We start from the raw sequence: 18,322 nt of genomic DNA, 5'->3' as shown, positions 1-18,322 counted from the left end.
GCATTTTTAACGCCCGCGTAACGGGGTTGGGAAATGTGTCTAAATTCGGTAATCATTCAGCAGGCGTTTGCTGATGATGTTCTTCTGGATTTCGCTGGTGCCCTCGCCGATCAGCAGGAAGGGGGCGTCGCGCATCAGGCGCTCGATCTCGTACTCCTTGGAATAGCCGTACCCGCCGTGGATCCGGAAGCTCTGCTGGGTCACCTCGGAGCAGAACTCACTGGCCAGATACTTGGCCATGCCCGCCGCCACGTCGTTGCGTTCGCCGGAATCCTTGAGCCGGGCCGCGTTGACCATCATCAGATGCGCGGCCTCCACCTTGGTGGCCATCTCGGCCAACTGGAAGGCGATGGCCTGGTGCTCGGCGATGGGCTTGCCGAAGGTCTGGCGCTGCTGGGCGTAGCGGGCGGCCAGTTCGAAGGCGCGAATCCCGACCCCGCAGGCCCGGGCCGCCACGTTGACCCGGCCCACCTCCACGCCGTCCATCATCTGGACGAACCCGTGCCCCGGCTTGTCTCCCAACACGTCGGTGGCGGCGGCGGTGTACCCGTCGAAGATCAGCTCGGTGGTGTCGATGCCCTTGTAGCCCAGCTTGTCGAGCTTTCCGGGAATCGTCAGGCCCGGCAACACTTCTCCGAAGCCGGCCGGCTTCTCGACCAGGAACGCCGTCAGGTTGTGGTGCGGTTTCCGGGCGCCCTCGTCGGTGCGCACCAGCGCCGCCACCAGCGTGGAGCTGCCACCGTTGGTCAGCCACATCTTCTGCCCGGTGATGGCGTAGGTGCCGTCGTCGCGGCGCACGCCGCGGGTCCGGATGGCCGCCACGTCCGATCCGAGCTCCGGCTCGGACATCGAGAAGGCACCCCGCGTCTCGCCGGTGGCCATCCGCGGCAGGTAATGCTGCTTCTGGGCGTCAGTGCCGTGCTGGCGGATCATGTAGGCCACGATGAAGTGGGTGTTGATCACGCCCGACACACTCATCCAGCCGCGCGCCAGCTCCTCGACACACAGCGCGTACGTCAGCAGTGACTCCCCCAGGCCGCCGTACTCCTCGGGGATCATCAACCCGAACAGGCCCATCTCCTTCATGGCGTCGACGATGGCCTGGGGATAGGTGTCGGTGCGCTCCAGCTCCCCCGCCTGCGGGATCACCTCTTTGTCGACGAACTGCCGCACCGTGGTGACGATCTCGGTCTGGAACTCCGAAAGACCCAGCGTCTGAGCAAGCCTGGTCATGCTACCCCCACCGTCACCACGCCCAAAACCGACGCATGGGCCCGAAAGTGCGGGTGAGATCCGGCTTTTCGTCGGTCTCGGCAAGCAGTCACAGGTGCCGCCCACCCGTCACCTCGAGCACGGTGCCGGTCATGTACGACGACAGGTCCGACGCCAGGAACAGTGCCACCCCGGCAACTTCAGCGGGCTCTCCCGCACGCCCCATCGGCACCTCGGCGACCTTGCTGTCCCAGATCCGTTGCGGCATGGCCTCGGTCATCGCTGACCGGATCAGCCCCGGCTGGATGGCGTTGACCCGCACCCCGAGGTGGGCGAGTTCCTTCGCAGCCGCCTTGGTCATCCCGACGATGCCGGCCTTGGCTGCCGAGTAATTGGTCTGGCCCACCATGCCGACCTTGCCCGAGATCGACGACATGTTCACGATGGCACCGGATCCGGCGTCCCGCATGACGGCCGCCGCGTGCCGCAACCCGTTCCAGGTGCCTTTCAGGTGTACGGCGATCACCTGATCGAACTGGTCCTCGGTCATCGTGCGCATGGTGGCGTCGCGGGTGATGCCCGCGTTGTTGACCATCACGTCGAGGCTGCCGAACGTGCTCACCGCGGTGTCCACCAGCGCGGCCACCTCGTCGGAGGAGGTGACGTCGCAGCGCACCGCGACGGCATCGCCGAGTCGCGCAGCCGCGGCCTCGGTGGCCTCCAGATCGAGATCACCCAGCACCACCCGGGCCCCCTCGGCGACGAAGCGCTCGGCGATCGCGTAGCCGAGACCCTGTGCGCCACCGGTGATCACGGCGGCACGACCGGACAACAATGCCATCAGTTCCCTTTCTGGGCGGCTTTGATCAGGCCGCCGCCGATGATCAGCCGTTGGATCTCGCTGGTGCCCTCGTAGAGGCGCAGCAGGCGCACCTCACGGTAGATCCGCTCGACCGGCACCCCGCGCATGTACCCGGTGCCGCCGTGGATCTGCACCCCGAGATCGGCCACCTGCCCGGCCATCTCGGTGCAGAACAGCTTGGCTGCCGACGGTGCGATGCGGCGGTCCTCGTCGGTGACCCACTTGCGCGCGGCCTCGCGCACCAGGGCTTGCCCGGCCATGACACCGGTCTGCTGGTCGGCGAGCATGGCCTGCACCAGTTGAAAACTGCCGATGGCCGCACCGCCCTGGGTGGCGGTGGCAGCGTAGGCCACCGACTCGTCGAGCACCCGTTGCGCGGACCCGACCGCAAGCGCGGCCATGTGCACCCGCCCACGCGCCAGCGAGGTCATCGCCGCCCGGTAGCCATGGTCCTCGCTGCCGCCCACCAGCGCCGCGCCCGGCACCCGCACATCGGTGAACCCGACATCCGAGGTCCACGCCCCCTCCTGCCCCATCTTGGCGTCCTTGGCTCCGACCTCGACACCGGGGGCGTCGGCGGGCACCAGGAACACGGCGATGCCGGCGCCATCGGCGTCGGCGGGCCGGGTCCGGGCGAAGACGACGAACAGATCGGCGGTGGGAGCGTTGGTGATGAACCGCTTCTCCCCGGTGATCACCCAGTCGGTCCCGTCGCGCACCGCCTTGGTGCGCAATCCCGCGGGGTTGGAACCAGCACCGGCTTCGGTGAGCGCGAACGACGCCACCACCTCGCCGCTGGCGATGCCTGCCAGCCACGCGGATTTCTGCTCGTCGGTACCGAAGCCCACCAGCACCTGACCGGCGATGCCGTTGTTGGTGCCGAACATCGAACGCAACGCCAGCGAGGTGTATCCGAACTCCATGGCCAGCTCGACATCCTGCATCAGGTTCAGCCCGAGCCCGCCCCACTGCTGGGGGATGGCGTAGCCGAACAGGCCCATCTTCTGAGCCTGCTCGCGCAGATCATCGGGAACCTGGTCGTCGGCCAGGATCTCCGGCTCGCGGGGCACCACCACCGTGCGGATGAAGTGGCGGGTCTGCGCCAGGATGTCGCGGAAGTCGTCGTCGGCGACTTCGGTGGACTCTGCCATCATCGGCACGCCCCCTCGGGTCCAGGCTTGCCCGCAGCCTAGCCGCCGCCCCGGCCCACAGTTCAGTTAGCCTGGCTAATTGAAGGTGTTGACGAGGGCAAGGAGAGTCGATGGACGGAAAACTGGCGGGCAGAGTCGCTTTCATCACCGGAGCAGCACGGGGGCAGGGCCGCGCGCATGCTGTGCGGCTGGCGCGGGAAGGTGCCGACATCATCGCCGTCGACCTCGCCGGGCCGTTGCCGCCCAGCGTCCCCTACGACTCGGCCACCCCGGCGGATCTGGCGGAGACGGTCCGCCTCGTCGAGCAGACGGGCCGACGGATCCAGGCCACCGCGGTGGACGTCCGCGACCTGGACGGACTGACCAGAGCGGTTGATCAGGGCGTCGCCGCGTTCGGCCGGCTGGACGTCATCGTCGCCAATGCCGGCATCACGGTGCCCGAGCCCTGGAACGAGACCACACCGGAGTCTTTCCAAGACGTCATGGACGTCAATGTCACCGGGACCTGGAACACGGTGATGGCCGGCGCGCAGCGGATCATCGACGGCGGCCGCGGCGGCTCGATCATCCTCATCAGCTCGGCGGCCGGGCTGAAGATGCAGCCGTTCATGGTGCACTACACCGCCAGCAAGCACGCCGTCACCGGTATGGCCCGCGCGTTCGCCGCCGAACTGGGCAGGCACAAGGTGCGGGTCAACAGCGTGCATCCCGGTGCGGTGAACACCCCGATGGGCACCGGCGACATGGTGGCCGCGCTGAACCGGGCCAACGACACCAACCCGGGGCTGATGAACATGGTGACGCCGTTCCTGCCGGACTACATCGCCCAGCCGGAGGACATCGCCGACGCGGTCTGTTGGCTGGCCTCCGACGAATCCCGGATGGTGACCGCCGCCCGGATCGCGGTGGACCTGGGCGCGACGGTGTTCTAGGTGCTGCGGGCCGTCACCACCCACACCCGGCCGACGAACTTCACCACCCCGCCGACGAGGTGACGGCGCACCTCGGCCCGCACGTCATCGACCAGCGTCGCCCAGCCGCCCGCACCCAGCGCCGGGGCCAGCTGGGCGCGGGCGGCGCGACCGGTCGAGCTCGACAGCACCACCGCCAGCCGTTCCTCCACACCGTCGCTGCCGTCGATGCCGTAGTCGCAGATCCCGTCGAACGGCTCGATGCGGATGTCGTGCCACCCCGCCCCGCTGAGTACCGCCCGCACCCGTTCGGCGTCCCCGAAAGCCAGCGGGCCCACCGGATCCGACGCCGACGGCACCGCGGCGTCAGCCATCCGTGCGGTGAGCACACTGTTGCCCAGGGTGAACATGGGGTTCTCGGCGTCGCGCCAGCACACCAGCGTGAGGTGGGCGCCGGCAGCAGTCGCGGAGCGGATGTTGGTGAACGCCGCCACCGGATCGTCGAAAAACATCACACCGAACCGGGACACCACCCGGTCGAACGGGCCGTGCGCGCGCAGATCGGCGGTCTGGGCGTCGGCCTGCAGCACGGTGGCCGACGGCACTCGGGCGCCGGCGGCGGCCACCATGGTGTCCGAGATGTCGACGCCCACCGCAGCCGCCCCGACCGCGGTGAGACGTTCCAGCAGAGCGCCTGCGCCGCAGCCGATGTCGAGCACCCGCTGGCCCGCCTGCGCCCCCGCCAACAGCGGCTCGCTGAACGGGGCCAGCACGGCGTCGAAGACGCGCTCGTTCTCCACCCAGCCGGCCCCGCGATCCGACCAGGCCGCCCTCATCTCCTCATTGGCCACGGGGTCCCACGCTAGCCCAGCACGCGGCGCAGGAACCTGAGCTGATCGGCGCAGGCTTTGTCGAACCAGTCGTGGCCCGGCCACACATCGAAGTGATCACACGGATAGTGGTGCACCTGAGCGCGGCCGTGGACAGCGGTCCGGGCCACGGAGTCGGCCGGGATGAAGCGGTCGAAGTCCGCGATCTGCACCAGCAGCGGGGCGCGCAGAGCCTTGGCCGCCGCCTTGGTCTTGACGGTGGCGAGTTCCAGGCCGACGGCGGCATCCACCTCGTTGCGCCAGGTGGGGCCGGACATGGACACATAACTGTCGTAGGCGCCGTCGAGTGCCAGCGCACCCGCCCCGCCCGGCGCTGACACCACGGGCATCATGATCGGCGAGCGGCCCCGGGCCACCGCCAGACGACTGCGTACGCCGTTGGCCGTCGCCCGCAGCGCGCCCAGCCCGCGGTACTGAGCGAGAATCGTGCGCGCCGTGGCCAGCGAGTTGGTCAGCGGAGTCATCGCGATCACCGCGGCGATGTCGTGGCGTCCGGCCGCCACGCGGATGACATGGCCACCGGACAGCGACGATCCCCACAGCACGATCCGGCCCGGGTCGACGCCGGCGAGTTCCTTGCCTGCGGCCACTGCGGCCTGATAGTCGCCGATCTGACGATCGATCGAGATCTGTTGGCGCGGTTGACCTCCTGAGGCACCAAAGCCACGGTAGTCGAAGGCCAGGACGTCGATCCCCGCAGCCTGGAAGTGCTGCGCGAACGACTGCAGGCCGGAGTCCTTGGTGCCGCCGAAGCCGTGGCCCATCACCACCAGCGGCCTGGGTCCGGATCCGGCCGCCGGGAAATGCCAGCCGCTGCAGGTGGTTCCCGCCGAGGTGAAGACGATGTCGGTGTGGGTCACGGCTGTCTCCTCAGGACCGGTCCGACACCGCCGCGACGGGCGTAGATCGTGCCACCACTGCAGCGCGCCGCATCCCTGCCGGGAGCTCCCGGACCCGCAGGTCATGCTCGTAGTAGAAATAGTCGACCTGCTGGGTGTGCCGCGGCCGGTCCACACAGTGCCCGGCATGCACCTGCTGATCGGCGTCGATCACCCGTTCCATCTCCTCGACCGGGGGCAGCGCGTACTTCCCGGCTGCATAGGCGGCCAGCAGCCGTGCCTGGCACTCGACGAAGGGGAACAGCGTCGGGATGGCCTGGGCGAATCCGATGAACACCAGGTTGTCGATGCCCGGCCTGAACATCCGCTTGTACAAACGAATCTGGTTGTCGGGCGCACTCAGGAACTCGGGGTCGAAGAACGGGAAGGTGATGTTGTAGCCGGTGGCGTAGATGATGGTGTCGAACACCGCCGATGTGCCGTCGTCGAAATGCACCGTGTCCCCGTCGAGGCGGGTGACGTTCGGCTTCGGGGTGACGTCGCCGGAGCCCAGTCGCAGCGGCAGTTCCACCGACTGGGTGGGATGTGCCTCGAACAGCTTGTGATTGGCCGGCGGCAGCCCGTACGACGTGGGATCGGTGCCCAGCAGCGGGGCCAGCATCTGCACCGCTTTGCGCTGCCACGACAACGGCAGGTACGGGGTGGTGCGCACCAGCGTGTCACCGGGTTGCCCGGCGATGTATTTCGGCACGATCCAGGCGCTGGACCGGGTGGACAACGTCACCTCGTTGCGCAGCGACTTCGAGGACAGTTCCACCGTGATGTCGGCCGCGCTGTTGCCGATACCCACCACCAGGATCCGTTTCCCGGTCAGCGACAATGGGTTCTGGGGGTCGATGTAGTGGTGGGAGTGGATCACCTCACCGGTGAAAGTGCCTGGGAAATCCGGCATCCGGGCATCCCAGTGGTGGCCGTTGCCCACCACCAGCAGGTCGAAGTGCCGAACCGCCCCGGCCTGGTCAGTGATGTCCCACCCGCCGCCGACCGGTCGCGCGGACACCACGCCGTTGCTGAATTCGATGTTGTCCAGCAGCCCGAACGCGGCTGCGTAGTCGTCCAGATAGGCCTTGACATCGGAGTGGTGCGGAAACGTCGGGAAGCTGTCCGGCATCGGAAAGTCCTTGAACGACAGGCGATGTCGCGAGGTGTCGATGTGCAGTGAACGGTAGGCGCTGCTGTGGCCGTTCGGGTTGCCGAAGGCCCAGTTACCGCCGATCCGGTCGGACAGTTCAAAGGTGGTGTAGGGGATGCAGTAGTCGGAGAGCATCTTGCCCGCGGTCAGGCCGCTGATACCGGCGCCGATCACCGCCGTGCGCGGGTGAGACTGGACCATCGGCGGCCTCCTGTCCTCGATGCAAGGACATTAACGCCGCGGTTGACATACGTCAACGAATTCTGACGTCCGCCAAAACCCGGGAAACGGCGTCAGAGCTGGATGCGGCCCTGCGCGGCGGCCAGACCGATGTCGGTGCGGAAGTGGCTGCCCGGCAACCGAACCGCGCCCACGGTCTCGTACGCGGCCGCCCGTGCTGCCGCCAGGTCAGCGCCGGTGCCCACCACCGAGAGCACCCGCCCGCCGGAGGAGACCACGGCCCCGTCGGCGCGGCGCTCGGTACCCGCGTGCAGTACCCCGGCCTTCTCGGCACCGGTGATCACATCACCGAGTCGGGGCCGGCCCGGGTAGTTCTCGGCGGCGATCACCACGGCGACCGCGGAGCCGTCCTGCCACTGCAGCGGGCCGACGTCGGCAAGGCTGCCGGTGGCCGCGGCATACAGCAGCTGCCCCAACGGGGAGTCCAGCAGTGCCAGCACCGCCTGGGTCTCCGGATCACCGAAGCGGCAGTTGAATTCCACCACCGCGGGTCCGGTCGACGTGATGGCCAAGCCGGCGTAGAGCAGCCCTGAGAACGCGCTGCCCCGCCGAACCATTTCCGCGGCAACGGGTTCGACGATCTCGCCGACGATCCGGGCCAGCACGTCGTCCGGCAGCCACGGCAGCGGCGTGTAGGCACCCATCCCGCCGGTGTTGGGGCCGGCATCCCCGTCGCCCACCCGCTTGAAGTCCTGGGCGGGCAGCAACGGCACCACCGTCGCGCCGTCGACCACGCAGAACAGCGATACCTCGGGGCCGTCGAGGAAGGATTCGAGCAGAACCGGGTGTCCGCCGTCGAGCAGCCCGGCCGCGTGTGAGCGGGCCACCGCACGATCGGCGGTGACCACCACACCCTTGCCCGCGGCCAGACCGTCGTCCTTGACCACCCACGCCTGCTGTCCGACGGCCGGGCCGAAGCGGTCCAGCGCGGCATCGAGGTGTCCCGGGTTGTCGACGATCTCGCTGACCGCGGTACGCACCCCGGCGGCCGACATCACGTCCTTGGCGAACGCCTTGGACCCCTCGATGCGGGCGGCATCCTTGGACGGGCCGAAGCAGGCGATGCCCGCGGCGCGCAGGGCGTCGGCGACGCCGAGGACCAGCGGCACCTCCGGCCCGATCACCACGAGGTCGGCGCCTACGTCACGGGCCAGGGCCACCACGGCCGGACCGGAGGTGATGTCGACGTCACGCTGCTGCGCCAGCGCCCCGGTGCCGGCATTACCCGGCGCCACGGTCAGCGCCTCCACCTGGGGATCCTTGCTCAGAGCGAGCAGCAGGGCATGTTCACGGGCACCGGATCCGATCACGAGGACGCGCACGACGTCACAGCTTATCGGTCAGCCGTCCCCCAGGTCCTTGCCGGTGTGCATGCGGACCGCGTCGTTGACGTTCGCTTTCTTGTCCACGCCGCCGCCCTTCTCGGCGGCCCTGCGGCGTTTGGCGGCCACCCGCCCGACAACCCCGTTGAGCCCGGAGCCCAGCGGGAAGCCCACATAGTGGGTCAGGAACACCGCCATCTCCTTGAGCTCGTCCTCGGTGAGCTCCTCGTTGTCCAGCGCGGCATTGACCTGCACCTCGGTCAGGTCCTGCAACCCGAGCGCGGTGACCACCGATAGGGTCATCAACCGTTTGTCCCGCATCGACAACCCCGGCCTGGTCCAGATGGCCCCGAAGAGATGGTCGACGGTCAGGTCGAAGTACGGGTCACCCTCGATGTTGGGCATCTCCCAGGCGTAGACCTCGTTCATCTTCGCCAGACCCGCGCGGCGTATCTCGTCCATGGTCACTCCTTCGTGTGCGGGACGCCGAGACCGGCGGCCAGATTGTGCAGGGCGATCTCGGCCAGCGGCAGGTTTACGCCCGTCTGCCGGCCCAGCCCGAGCGCCGACCTCAGATCCTTCTCGCCCAGGCCCCGGGTGTGCACGAACATGTCGTACAGGAAATGGTCCGGCGGAAGCGGTGCGGTGTCGTCGCGGACCATGATCGCGCCCGGCCCGCCGCTCTGGGCGTCGCTGTGGCGGACCACCCGGCCCAGCTTCTGTAGATCGATGCCGGCCGCCTCGGCCAGCGCCTGCGCCTCGCAGGCGGCGGCGAAGCCGATGAAGGTCAACATGTTGCGGGCCAGCTTCATTCTGGTCCCGGCGCCGGGCTCGCCGGCACGCACCACCATCGACGCCCACTGCTTGAACACCGGCTTGACGATCTCGTAGGCCTGGTCGCCGGCGCCGACCATGACGGCCAGTTCACCCTTGTCCGCCGCACCCGCACCACCGCTGACGGGCGCATCCACGAGGTGAATCCCGCTGGGCGCCAGCTGTTCTGCCAGGTTCGCCGCGGTATCGGGTTCGATGGTGGAGTGGATCGCGATCACCGTTCCCGACCCGGCGTGCTCGGCCAGGGCCGTCACCACCTCGCGCACCTGGGCGTCGGTGAGGACGGTGACGCTGATGACGTCCGCCGTGGCGACATCGGCGATGCTGTCCGCAGCGACGGCTCCGAGTTCCACCAGCGGTGCCATGGCCTCGGCGCGGACATCGAAGACGGTCAGCCCGCCGGGCCAGCCGGCCAATCGGCGGGCCATCGGCGCACCCTGGTTGCCCAACCCGATGTAACCGAGCGTGACAGTCATGACCGGATGATCTGTCCGCCGTCGACGTTGAAGATCTGCCCGGTGATCCATTTGGCCTGGTCCGACAGCAGGAACAGCAGCATGCCCACCAGATCTTCGGGTTCGCCCATGCGCGACAGAGGAATTCCCTTGACGATATCGGCCACCATCTCCTGCGGGGTGGTGGTGCGGTTGGCCTCGGTGTCGATGGGCCCGGGCGCGATGGCGTTGACGCGAATGTTCTGACCGCCCAGTTCGGTGGCCAACTGCTGGGTCAGCCCGTTGATCCCCACCTTGGCCAGCCCGTAGAAATTCGAGTACAGCCACGCCGCCGTCGAGGACTGGTTGACGATCGCCCCGCCACCGCGCTTGGCCATCTTCCGGTAGACCGCGCGGGTGCACACCAGGGCGCCGTCGAGGTTCACGCTCATGAACTTCTTGTAGTAGTCCCAGTCGACGGTGATGAGGAAGTCGAGCTTCATCCCCCCGAAGATCGCGGCGTTGTTCACCAGGTAGTCGATGCCGCCGTACTCCGACAGCGCCCGGGCTGCCATCTCCTTGGCGGACTCGGGATCGGAGACGTCCACCCGGACTGCGAGCGCGGTTCCTCCCTCGCCGGTGATCCCGTCGGCCACCTTCTGCGCTCCGTCGGTGTTGATGTCGGCCACCACCACCGCGGCGCCCTCGCGGGCCAGGGCCTCGGCGTAGGCCTGGCCGATACCACCGCCCGCTCCGGTGACGATGGCCACCTTGTCGGTGAACTGCTCTCCATACAGGCCCATGGGGTTCTCCTAATTGATGGCCGTGGCAATGAGTTTGGTCTCGAGGTATTCTTCGAAGCCGGCCACACCCATCTCGCGGCCGACCCCGGACTGCTTGTAACCGCCGAACGGGGCGTCGGCCGAATACCAGACGCCGCCGTTGACGTTCACGGTTCCGGTGCGCAGCCGCCGGGCCACCGTCTGCGCGCGGTCGTCGGAGCCGCTGTAGACGGTGCCGGACAACCCGTAGGGCGAATCGTTGGCGATGCGCACCGCGTCGTCGTCCCCGTCGTGGGCCAGGACCACCAGGACCGGACCGAAGATCTCCTCCCGAGCCACGCGCGATTCGTTCGTCAGGCCCGCGATCACGGTGGGCTCGATGAAAAACCCGGCCTCGCGGTCGGCCGGACGTCCACCGCCGCAGGCGAATCGGCCGCCCTCATCGAGGGCCAGGTCGAGGTAGCCCTGGATGCGGTCGCGCTGACGCGCGCTGATCACCGGGCCGCACACGGTGCGTTTGTGGGTCGGGTCGCCGGCCCGGATACCGCCCATGGTGGCGGCCGCCGCCTCCACCGCTTCGTCATAGCGCGCCCGCGGAACCACCAGACGGGTGGTGATGGCGCAGCCCTGTCCCGCGTGCATGGCCGCGGTGAACGCCGAGATGGACGCCGCCATGCCCAGATCGGCGTCGTCGAGCACCAGGAATGCCGACTTGCCGCCGAGTTCCAGGAACACCTTCTTGATGGTGGCCGCGCCGTCGATCATCACCGCGCGACCGGTGGCCGTGGAACCGGTGAACGACACCATGTCCACCCGCGGATCCTGCGCCAGTAAGGCGCCCACGCCGTGGTCGCTGGAGGTGACGATGTTGAGCACACCGGGCGGGATATCGGTGTGTTCCAGGGCAATTCGGCCCACCGCAGCAGCGCACCACGGGGTGTCCGGCGCCGGCTTGAGCACCACGGTGTTGCCCGCCGCGAGCGCAGGCCCCAGTTTGGCGAAGTTGATCTGGTGAGGGAAGTTCCACGGGGTGATCGCGCCGACCACCCCCACCGCCTCCCTGGCCACGGTTCGGCGGGTCGGAATCCCCTGCGGCGCAGCGTCGGCAAGGTCGTGATTCCAGGCGAAGTTCTCCGCGGTGTCGGCGGAGAAAGCCAGATCGTCGACCGGCCCCTCCAGCTGGGCTCCCGCGGTGAGCATCAGCGGTGCGCCCACTTCGGCGATGGTGAGCTCTCGCAGCTCCTCGATGTGCTCGCGCAGCGCGTCGCGTAGCTGGCGGATACAGCGCACCCGGAACGCGTGGTCGGTGGACCAGCTGGTGTCGTCGAACGCGCGGCGTGCCGCCTCGATGGCCCCGCCCATGTCCGCGGCGTCGGCGTCGGCGGCGACACCCAGGACTTCTTCGGTGGCCGGGTTGACCGTGGGGAAGGTTCCGGCACTACCGGGCACCAGCTTGCCGTCGATCAGCAACTCACTGGTTCCGTCGGCCGGTAATCCCATGGGTCACTCCCTCGTGAACTGCGCGCGACATGCTGGACAGGTGTCTGATGGACTGCGTTCCGAAGATAGCCGGGTGTCGGCGTCGAAGGCAAGAGCCATGTCGAACAGCCCGGAACTGCTCTCGTGTGCAGGCTTTTCGGGATCAGATCTTGCGTCGGGACCACTCCGCCGATAACTTGGACATGTGTCCAGCGAAGCTGTTGCGGCAGTCACCCCGGACGCCGGCGAGGTTCCCCGCAACCGCCGGCAGGAGGAGACGTTCCGCAGGGTGCTGGCGGCCGGCGTCGAGATGCTGCGCGAGTCCTCGTACGCAGATCTCACCGTGCGGGCCGTCGCCAAGCGGGCCGCGGTGGCACCGGCCACCGCCTACACCTACTTCTCGTCGAAGAACCACCTGATCGCCGAGGTGTACCTCGATCTGATCAAGCAGGTCCCGTTCTTCACCGACGTCAACGTCGACGTGGTGACCCGGGTGGACAACGTGCTGCACGCCCTGGCCCTGGTGGTGGCCGACGAACCGGAGGTGGCCGCAGCCTGCACCGCGGCCCTGATGTCCGGCAACGACGATGGCGTCAAGGCGGTGCGGGACCGCATCGGCGCGCAGGTGCACCGCCGGGTGGTGTCCGCCTTCGGCCCGGAGGCCGATCCGCGGGCGGTGGCGGCACTGGAGATGGCGTTCTTCGGCGCCCTGGTCCAGGCCGGCAGCGGGGCCTTCACCTACCACGAGATCACCAACCGGTTGACCTACATGGTCGGCCTCGTCCTGGGAGACCGATGACTGCTTCAGCCGAGAAGGTCGTTCTCGATCCCTATGACTACGACTTCCACGAGGACCCGTACCCGTACTACCGGCGGTTGCGCGACCAGGCCCCCCTCTACCGCAACGACGACCTCGGATTCTGGGCGCTGTCGCGGCACCACGACGTCCTGGCCGGATTCCGGAACAGCACGACGTTGTCGAACAAGTTCGGCGTGTCGCTGGACCCCGCCTCACGCGGACCGCACGCCGCCAAAACCATGTCCTTCCTGGCGATGGACGACCCGGCCCATCTGCGGCTGCGCACCCTGGTGTCGAAAGGCTTCACCCCCAGGCGTATTCGCGAGCTGGAATCACGGGTCACCGAGATCGCCGTCGAACACCTGGACACCATGGTGGACAAAGCCGCCGGCGGGGCAAGCGTCGACTATGTGAACGAGTTCGCCGGCAAGCTGCCGATGGACGTCATCTCCGAGCTCATGGGCGTCCCGCACGCCGACCGCGATCAGGTGCGGGCGTGGGCCGACGGGGTGATGCACCGCGACGAAGGCGTCACCGATGTGCCGCCGGAGGCCATCGAGGCGTCGCTCAACCTGATCGTCTACTACCAGGACATGGTGGCGCAGCGCCGGGCGAACCCCACCGACGACCTGACGTCCGCGCTCCTGGCCGCCGAGATCGACGGCGACCGCCTCACCGACGACGAAGTGCTGGGCTTCATGTTCCTGATGGTCATCGCCGGCAACGAGACCACCACCAAACTGCTGGCCAACGCCGCCTTCTGGGGGCATCGTCATCCTGATCAGCTGCAACCGGTGTACGACGACCTCAGCCGCATCCCGCTGTGGGTCGAGGAGACGCTGCGCTACGACACATCCAGTCAGATCCTCGCGCGCACGGTGCAAGGCGAACTGGAGCTCTACGGCACCACCCTCGCCGACGGTGACGTTCTGCTGCTGCTGCCCGGTTCGGCACACCGCGACGAGCGGGTCTTCGAGAATCCGGACGATTTCATCATCGGCCGGGAGATCGGGTCCAGACTGATGAGCTTCGGCAGCGGCGCCCACTTCTGCCTGGGCGCGCACCTGGCCAGGATGGAGGCGCGGGTGGCGCTCACCGAACTGTTCAAGCGCATCCGCGGATTCGAGGTGGACGAGGACCACGCCGTACGGGTCCACTCCAGCAACGTCCGCGGATTCGCCACCCTGCCCATGAGACTGGAGATCGGCTGATGCCCCGTTTCGCACCCCTGCCCGAACGCCGGCCCGCCATCGTGGCCGGCGCCTCGTCCGGAATCGGCGAGGCCACCGCCATCGAACTCGCCCGCCGCGGCTTCCCGGTGGCCCTGGGCGCCCGGCGCGTCGAGAAGATCGCCGACCTGGTGGGCAAGATCAACGCCGACGGCGGTGAGGCGGTCGGCTTCCACCTCGATGTCACCGACCCCGACTCGGTGACATCCTTTGTCGCAGAGGCGACTGCCGCGCTCGGCGACATCGAGGTGCTGGTGGCCGGCGCGGGCGACACCTACTTCGGCAAGCTCGCCGAGATCACCGGCGCCGAATTCGAGTCACAACTGCAGATCCATCTGGTCGGTGCATTCCAGCTCGCGTCCGCAGTGCTGCCCGGGATGCTCGAGCGTCAGCGCGGCGACCTGATCTTCGTCGGCTCCGACGTCTCGCTACGGCAGCGGCCCCACATGGGCGCCTACGGCGCCGCCAAGGCCGCATTGGTGGCCATGGTGAACAACTTTCAGATGGAGCTCGAAGGCACCGGCGTGCGGGCGTCCATCGTGCACCCCGGCCCCACCAAAACCTCTATGGGGTGGAGCCTGCCTGCCGAGAAAATCGGTCCTGCACTCCAGGATTGGGCCAAGTGGGGGCAGGCCCGCCACGACTACTTCCTGCGCGCGTCGGACCTGGCCCGCGCCATCACCTTCGTCGCCGAGACCCCACGCGGCGGGTTCATCGCCACCATGGAGCTACAGCCCGAAGCCCCGCTGGCCACCACCACCGACCGCCAGAAACTCGCCCTGGGCGAGGAAGGAATGCCGAGCACATGACCACCGCGGTAGTTCCCCGGGTCTCCGGGGGTGAAGAGGAACACGGCCATCTCGAGGAGTTCCGCACCGACCCGATCGGCCTGATGACCCGGATCCGCGAAGAATGCGGCGACGTCGGGTGGTTCCAGCTGGCCGACAAGCAGGTAGTCATGCTGTCGGGCGCCGAGGCCAACGAGTTCTTCTTCCGGTCCTCGGACAGCGAGCTCAACCAGGCGCAGGCGTATCCGTTCATGACGCCGATCTTCGGTGAAGGGGTGGTGTTCGACGCCGACCCCGAGCGGCGGGCGGAGATGTTGCACAACACCGCGTTGCGCGGCGAGCAGATGAAGGGTCACGCGGCGACCATCGAGAACGAAGTCCGCCGGATGATCGAGAACTGGGGTGATGCCGGCGAGATCGATCTGCTGGAGTTCTTCGCCGAACTCACCATCTACACCTCGACCGCCTGCCTGATCGGGTTGAAGTTCCGCAACCAGCTGGATTCCAGGTTCGCCAACTATTACCACCTGCTGGAGCGGGGTACCGACCCGCTGTGCTACGTCGACCCGTACCTGCCGATCGAGAGCTTCCGCATCCGGGACGAGGCCCGCGCCAACCTGGTGGAGTTGGTGGCCGAGGTGATGAACGGCCGGATCGCCAATCCGCCGACGGACAAGAGTGACCGCGACCTGCTCGACGTGCTGGTCTCGATCACCGACGACGAGGGCAATCCGCGGTTCTCGGCCAATGAGGTCACCGGCATGTTCATCTCGTTGATGTTCGCCGGGCACCACACCAGCTCGGGCACCTCGAGCTGGACGCTGATCGAGCTGCTGCGCCACCCCGAGTACTACGCCCAGGTACAGGCCGAACTCGACGAGCTGTACTCCGACGGCCAGGAGGTGAGTTTCCATGCGCTGCGCCAGATTCCGAAGATAGACAACGCTCTCAAGGAGACGCTACGGCTGCACCCGCCGCTGATCATCCTGATGCGGGTGGCTCAGGACGAATTCGAGGTCGCGGGCCACCCCATCCACAAGGGTCAGATGGTGGCAGCCTCTCCGGCGATCTCCAACCGGATCCCGGAGGACTTCCCGGATCCGGACGCCTTCGATCCGGACCGCTACAACAAGCCGCGCCAGGAAGACCTGATCAACCGCTGGACCTGGATCCCGTTCGGGGCCGGCAAGCACCGTTGCGTGGGCGCCGCCTTCGCCCAGATGCAGATCAAGGCCATCTTCTCGGTCTTGTTGCGCGACTATGAGTTCGAGATGGCGCAGCCCCCGGAGACCTACCGCAACGACCACAGCAAGATGGTGGTGCAGCTGGCCCGCCCGGCCACCGTCCGGTACCGCAGGCGAGCCCGGGGCTGAACCGAGATGGGCTGCTACCGAATCGAACTCGACGACGACCTGTGCCAGGGGCACGCCATGTGTGAGCTGGAGGCACCGGATGTCTTCCGGGTGCCCAAACGCGGCGTGGTCGAGATCCTCGACGCAGAACCCCCTGACGAGCTCCGTGACGACGTGGAGCGAGCCATCGAGATGTGTCCCACCCGAGCACTTTCCCTCACAGACAAGGAATGACGATGCCGTCACGCGCAGACTACGAAGCCTGGGTCGACCGTTGGCTGCAGGCCAACCGGGACGCCGAGGCAGCCGGGGACTGGAAGCCCATGGCTGACTTCTACACCGAGGACGCCACATACGGGTGGAACATCGGCCCCAAAGAGGACGTCATGTGCATCGGTCGTGACGAGATCCGCGATGTGGCATTGGGATTGGAGATGGAAGGCCTGGAGAACTGGGTCTACGAGTACCAGAAGACCCTGATCGACGAGGTGCAGGGTGAGATCGTCGGCTTCTGGAAGCAGGTCGCCCACAAGGGCGACGGTTCCACCGACGAGATCTACGGTATCGGTGGCAGCTGGTTCCGGCTCAACGATCAGCTGTTGATCGAGTGGCAACGCGACTTCTTCGACTTCGGGCACGTGCAGAAGGCGTTCATGAAACTGATCGAATCCGGCGACCTCACCCCCACCATGCAGAAGCGCATCGAGCGCAGCCTGGCCGGCGAGAAGTTGCCCGGTTACTACCCGCTGGGCGCCGCGCCCGTCCCGCTGTGGTGACGCATCAGCCAAGCGCTTGCTCGGGACCCTGTGATGTGGCTAACTAGAGCCTCTAGTCTGTTAGCAGGACCGCACGTTCGAAAGCAGGAGAGATGAAGACCAAAGGCGCACTCATCTGGGAGTTCAACCAACCGTGGACGATCGAGGAGATCGAGATCGGTGACCCCGTCAAGGACGAGGTGAAGATCCAGATGGAAGCGTCGGGCATGTGCCATTCCGACCACCACCTGGTCACCGGCGACATCCCGATGGCAGGGTTCCCGGTGCTGGGCGGCCACGAGGGTGCCGGCGTGGTGACCGAAGTGGGCCCCGGCGTCGAAGGCATCGAGCCGGGGGATCACGTCGTCCTCTCGTTCATCCCGTCGTGTGGTGCGTGTCCGTCCTGCCAGGCCGGCCTGCGTAACCTCTGCGACCTGGGAGCGATGTTGCTCCAGGGCACCGCCGTCTCCGACAACACCCACCGCATCCATTCCGCTGACGGCACGCCCGTGATCCCGATGACCCTGCTCGGCACGTTCAGCCCCTACATGGTGGTGCACAAGAGCTCGGTGGTGAAGATCGACCCGTCGATCCCGTTCGAGGTCGCGTGCCTCGTCGGCTGTGGCGTCACCACCGGGTACGGCTCCGCGGTGCGCAGCGCCAACGTCCGCCCCGGTGACGACGTCGTGATCGCGGGCATCGGCGGTGTCGGCATGGGAGCGCTACAGGGCGCGCTGAACGCCGGCGCGCGCAACATCTTCGCCGTCGACCCGGTCGAGTGGAAGCGGGACCAGGCGCTGAAATTCGGCGCCACGCACGCTTACCCCGATATCTTCGCCGCCATGGCCGGCGTCGCGGAGATCACTGCGGGACGGATGGCGGCCAAGACGATCATCACCACCGGTGAGCTGCACGGCGAGGAGATCGACAACTACCTCAACATCACCGCCAAGGGCGGCACCTGCGTCGTGACCGCGGTGGCGAACATGGCCAAGTCGGACGTGACGCTGAACCTGTCCATGCTGACGCTGCTGCAGAAGAACCTGCAGGGCACCATCTTCGGTGGCGGCAACCCGCACCACGACATCCCGCAGCTGCTGTCGATGTACAAGGCGGGACGGCTGAACCTCGACGACATGGTGACGCGCCAGTACCAGCTGGAGCAGATCAACGACGGCTACCGGGACATGCTCGAGGGCCGCAACATCCGCGGCGTCATCCGGTACACCGACGCCGACCGCTGAGGTTGAG

At 67.5% G+C, this 18,322-nt stretch carries 19 protein-coding genes; 8 read left to right on the top strand and 11 right to left on the bottom strand.

Annotated features, from left to right (window positions below; all coding sequences use genetic code 11):
• Positions 1-39 precede the first annotated feature (39 nt).
• The 3 genes from G6N58_RS11830 to G6N58_RS11820 all read right to left on the bottom strand — a co-directional run bounded on the left by G6N58_RS11830 (position 40) and on the right by G6N58_RS11820 (position 3,225).
• A complete protein-coding gene (locus G6N58_RS11830) occupies positions 40-1,233 on the bottom strand; it encodes an acyl-CoA dehydrogenase family protein (protein WP_115278570.1) in 1,194 nt (397 codons plus the stop codon).
• Positions 1,234-1,321: 88 nt separating this feature from the next.
• Positions 1,322-2,053 (bottom strand): 3-oxoacyl-ACP reductase FabG, encoded by a 732-nt coding sequence (gene fabG, locus G6N58_RS11825; protein WP_115278571.1) that lies wholly within the window; start codon positions 2,051-2,053, stop codon positions 1,322-1,324.
• Entirely contained in the window at positions 2,053-3,225 is a 1,173-nt protein-coding gene (locus G6N58_RS11820) for an acyl-CoA dehydrogenase family protein (RefSeq protein WP_115278572.1), read from the bottom strand. Before G6N58_RS11820 ends, fabG begins: the two co-directional genes overlap by 1 nt.
• A gap of 110 nt (positions 3,226-3,335) precedes the next feature.
• Between G6N58_RS11820 and G6N58_RS11815 the strand changes: the two genes are divergently transcribed.
• Entirely contained in the window at positions 3,336-4,157 is an 822-nt protein-coding gene (locus tag G6N58_RS11815; protein WP_115278573.1) for a mycofactocin-coupled SDR family oxidoreductase, read from the top strand.
• Here the strand turns inward: G6N58_RS11815 and G6N58_RS11810 are convergent.
• The 8 genes from G6N58_RS11810 to G6N58_RS11775 all read right to left on the bottom strand — a co-directional run bounded on the left by G6N58_RS11810 (position 4,154) and on the right by G6N58_RS11775 (position 12,169).
• Positions 4,154-4,987 carry a class I SAM-dependent methyltransferase gene (locus tag G6N58_RS11810; protein WP_197746419.1) on the bottom strand — a complete coding sequence of 278 codons (834 nt, stop codon included), beginning with the start codon at positions 4,985-4,987 and terminating at the stop codon, positions 4,154-4,156. The two genes, G6N58_RS11815 and G6N58_RS11810, sit on opposite strands and share 4 nt — an antisense overlap.
• 11 nt (positions 4,988-4,998) lie before the next feature.
• Entirely contained in the window at positions 4,999-5,886 is an 888-nt protein-coding gene (locus G6N58_RS11805; RefSeq protein ID WP_115278575.1) for an alpha/beta hydrolase, read from the bottom strand.
• 10 nt (positions 5,887-5,896) lie between these two features.
• Positions 5,897-7,258, bottom strand: a complete 1,362-nt coding sequence (locus G6N58_RS11800) for a flavin-containing monooxygenase (RefSeq protein ID WP_115278576.1) — start codon at positions 7,256-7,258, stop codon at positions 5,897-5,899.
• A 92-nt stretch (positions 7,259-7,350) separates the two neighbouring features.
• Positions 7,351-8,619 (bottom strand): phosphoribosylamine--glycine ligase, encoded by a 1,269-nt coding sequence (gene purD / locus G6N58_RS11795; RefSeq protein ID WP_115278577.1) that lies wholly within the window; start codon positions 8,617-8,619, stop codon positions 7,351-7,353.
• Between the two features lie 18 nt (positions 8,620-8,637).
• Entirely contained in the window at positions 8,638-9,081 is a 444-nt protein-coding gene (locus tag G6N58_RS11790) for a carboxymuconolactone decarboxylase family protein (RefSeq protein ID WP_115278578.1), read from the bottom strand.
• Positions 9,082-9,083: 2 nt separating this feature from the next.
• Complete coding sequence (locus tag G6N58_RS11785; RefSeq protein WP_163908109.1) at positions 9,084-9,929, bottom strand: NAD(P)-dependent oxidoreductase; 846 nt, start codon at positions 9,927-9,929, stop codon at positions 9,084-9,086.
• The gene (locus tag G6N58_RS11780) at positions 9,926-10,690 is read right to left on the bottom strand and encodes an SDR family oxidoreductase (RefSeq protein ID WP_115278580.1); all 765 of its coding nucleotides are present in this window, start codon (positions 10,688-10,690) and stop codon (positions 9,926-9,928) included. The genes G6N58_RS11785 and G6N58_RS11780 overlap by 4 nt, the downstream gene beginning before the upstream one ends.
• Before the next feature lie 9 nt (positions 10,691-10,699).
• The gene (locus G6N58_RS11775; protein ID WP_115278581.1) at positions 10,700-12,169 is read right to left on the bottom strand and encodes an aldehyde dehydrogenase; all 1,470 of its coding nucleotides are present in this window, start codon (positions 12,167-12,169) and stop codon (positions 10,700-10,702) included.
• A 184-nt stretch (positions 12,170-12,353) separates the two neighbouring features.
• On the opposite strand from G6N58_RS11775, the gene G6N58_RS11770 reads away from it, so the two are divergent.
• From G6N58_RS11770 to G6N58_RS11740, 7 genes are all read left to right on the top strand, one after another.
• Positions 12,354-12,947 carry a TetR family transcriptional regulator gene (locus G6N58_RS11770; RefSeq protein ID WP_068914884.1) on the top strand — a complete coding sequence of 198 codons (594 nt, stop codon included), beginning with the start codon at positions 12,354-12,356 and terminating at the stop codon, positions 12,945-12,947.
• Positions 12,944-14,158, top strand: a complete 1,215-nt coding sequence (locus G6N58_RS11765) for a cytochrome P450 (RefSeq protein ID WP_115278582.1) — start codon at positions 12,944-12,946, stop codon at positions 14,156-14,158. The genes G6N58_RS11770 and G6N58_RS11765 overlap by 4 nt, the downstream gene beginning before the upstream one ends.
• Complete coding sequence (locus G6N58_RS11760) at positions 14,158-14,985, top strand: SDR family oxidoreductase (RefSeq protein ID WP_115278583.1); 828 nt, start codon at positions 14,158-14,160, stop codon at positions 14,983-14,985. The genes G6N58_RS11765 and G6N58_RS11760 overlap by 1 nt, the downstream gene beginning before the upstream one ends.
• Positions 14,982-16,337 carry a lanosterol 14-alpha demethylase gene (locus G6N58_RS11755; protein WP_115278584.1) on the top strand — a complete coding sequence of 452 codons (1,356 nt, stop codon included), beginning with the start codon at positions 14,982-14,984 and terminating at the stop codon, positions 16,335-16,337. The genes G6N58_RS11760 and G6N58_RS11755 overlap by 4 nt, the downstream gene beginning before the upstream one ends.
• Before the next feature lie 6 nt (positions 16,338-16,343).
• Positions 16,344-16,550, top strand: coding sequence for a ferredoxin (locus G6N58_RS11750; protein WP_068914880.1), 207 nt, complete (start codon positions 16,344-16,346; stop codon positions 16,548-16,550).
• A 2-nt stretch (positions 16,551-16,552) separates the two neighbouring features.
• Positions 16,553-17,092, top strand: coding sequence for a nuclear transport factor 2-like protein (locus tag G6N58_RS11745; protein WP_068914879.1), 540 nt, complete (start codon positions 16,553-16,555; stop codon positions 17,090-17,092).
• A 92-nt stretch (positions 17,093-17,184) separates the two neighbouring features.
• Complete coding sequence (locus tag G6N58_RS11740) at positions 17,185-18,315, top strand: NDMA-dependent alcohol dehydrogenase (RefSeq protein WP_115278585.1); 1,131 nt, start codon at positions 17,185-17,187, stop codon at positions 18,313-18,315.
• Positions 18,316-18,322: the final 7 nt, after the last annotated feature.

It is taken from the genome of Mycolicibacterium tokaiense, from assembly GCF_010725885.1.
GTDB classification, from domain to species: domain Bacteria; phylum Actinomycetota; class Actinomycetes; order Mycobacteriales; family Mycobacteriaceae; genus Mycobacterium; species Mycobacterium tokaiense.
The sequence above is the reverse complement of the archived record's forward strand: the minus strand, read 5'-3'. Positions and strand labels throughout refer to the sequence as shown.

Bases quoted from the DNA above. Each gene is read 5' to 3' on its own strand.
- G6N58_RS11830 (WP_115278570.1), bottom strand. From the start codon at position 1,233: ATGACCAGGCTTGCTCAGACGCTGGGTCTTTCGGAGTTCCAGACCGAG.
- G6N58_RS11780 (WP_115278580.1), bottom strand. From the start codon at position 10,690: ATGGGCCTGTATGGAGAGCAGTTCACCGACAAGGTGGCCATCGTCACC.
- G6N58_RS11740 (WP_115278585.1), top strand. From the start codon at position 17,185: ATGAAGACCAAAGGCGCACTCATCTGGGAGTTCAACCAACCGTGGACG.
- fabG (WP_115278571.1), bottom strand. From the start codon at position 2,053: ATGGCATTGTTGTCCGGTCGTGCCGCCGTGATCACCGGTGGCGCACAG.
- G6N58_RS11755 (WP_115278584.1), top strand. From the start codon at position 14,982: ATGACCACCGCGGTAGTTCCCCGGGTCTCCGGGGGTGAAGAGGAACAC.
- G6N58_RS11790 (WP_115278578.1), bottom strand. From the start codon at position 9,081: ATGGACGAGATACGCCGCGCGGGTCTGGCGAAGATGAACGAGGTCTAC.
- G6N58_RS11750 (WP_068914880.1), top strand. From the start codon at position 16,344: ATGGGCTGCTACCGAATCGAACTCGACGACGACCTGTGCCAGGGGCAC.
- G6N58_RS11745 (WP_068914879.1), top strand. From the start codon at position 16,553: ATGCCGTCACGCGCAGACTACGAAGCCTGGGTCGACCGTTGGCTGCAG.
- G6N58_RS11785 (WP_163908109.1), bottom strand. From the start codon at position 9,929: ATGACTGTCACGCTCGGTTACATCGGGTTGGGCAACCAGGGTGCGCCG.
- G6N58_RS11815 (WP_115278573.1), top strand. From the start codon at position 3,336: ATGGACGGAAAACTGGCGGGCAGAGTCGCTTTCATCACCGGAGCAGCA.
- G6N58_RS11820 (WP_115278572.1), bottom strand. From the start codon at position 3,225: ATGGCAGAGTCCACCGAAGTCGCCGACGACGACTTCCGCGACATCCTG.
- G6N58_RS11775 (WP_115278581.1), bottom strand. From the start codon at position 12,169: ATGGGATTACCGGCCGACGGAACCAGTGAGTTGCTGATCGACGGCAAG.
- G6N58_RS11800 (WP_115278576.1), bottom strand. From the start codon at position 7,258: ATGGTCCAGTCTCACCCGCGCACGGCGGTGATCGGCGCCGGTATCAGC.
- G6N58_RS11760 (WP_115278583.1), top strand. From the start codon at position 14,158: ATGCCCCGTTTCGCACCCCTGCCCGAACGCCGGCCCGCCATCGTGGCC.
- G6N58_RS11765 (WP_115278582.1), top strand. From the start codon at position 12,944: ATGACTGCTTCAGCCGAGAAGGTCGTTCTCGATCCCTATGACTACGAC.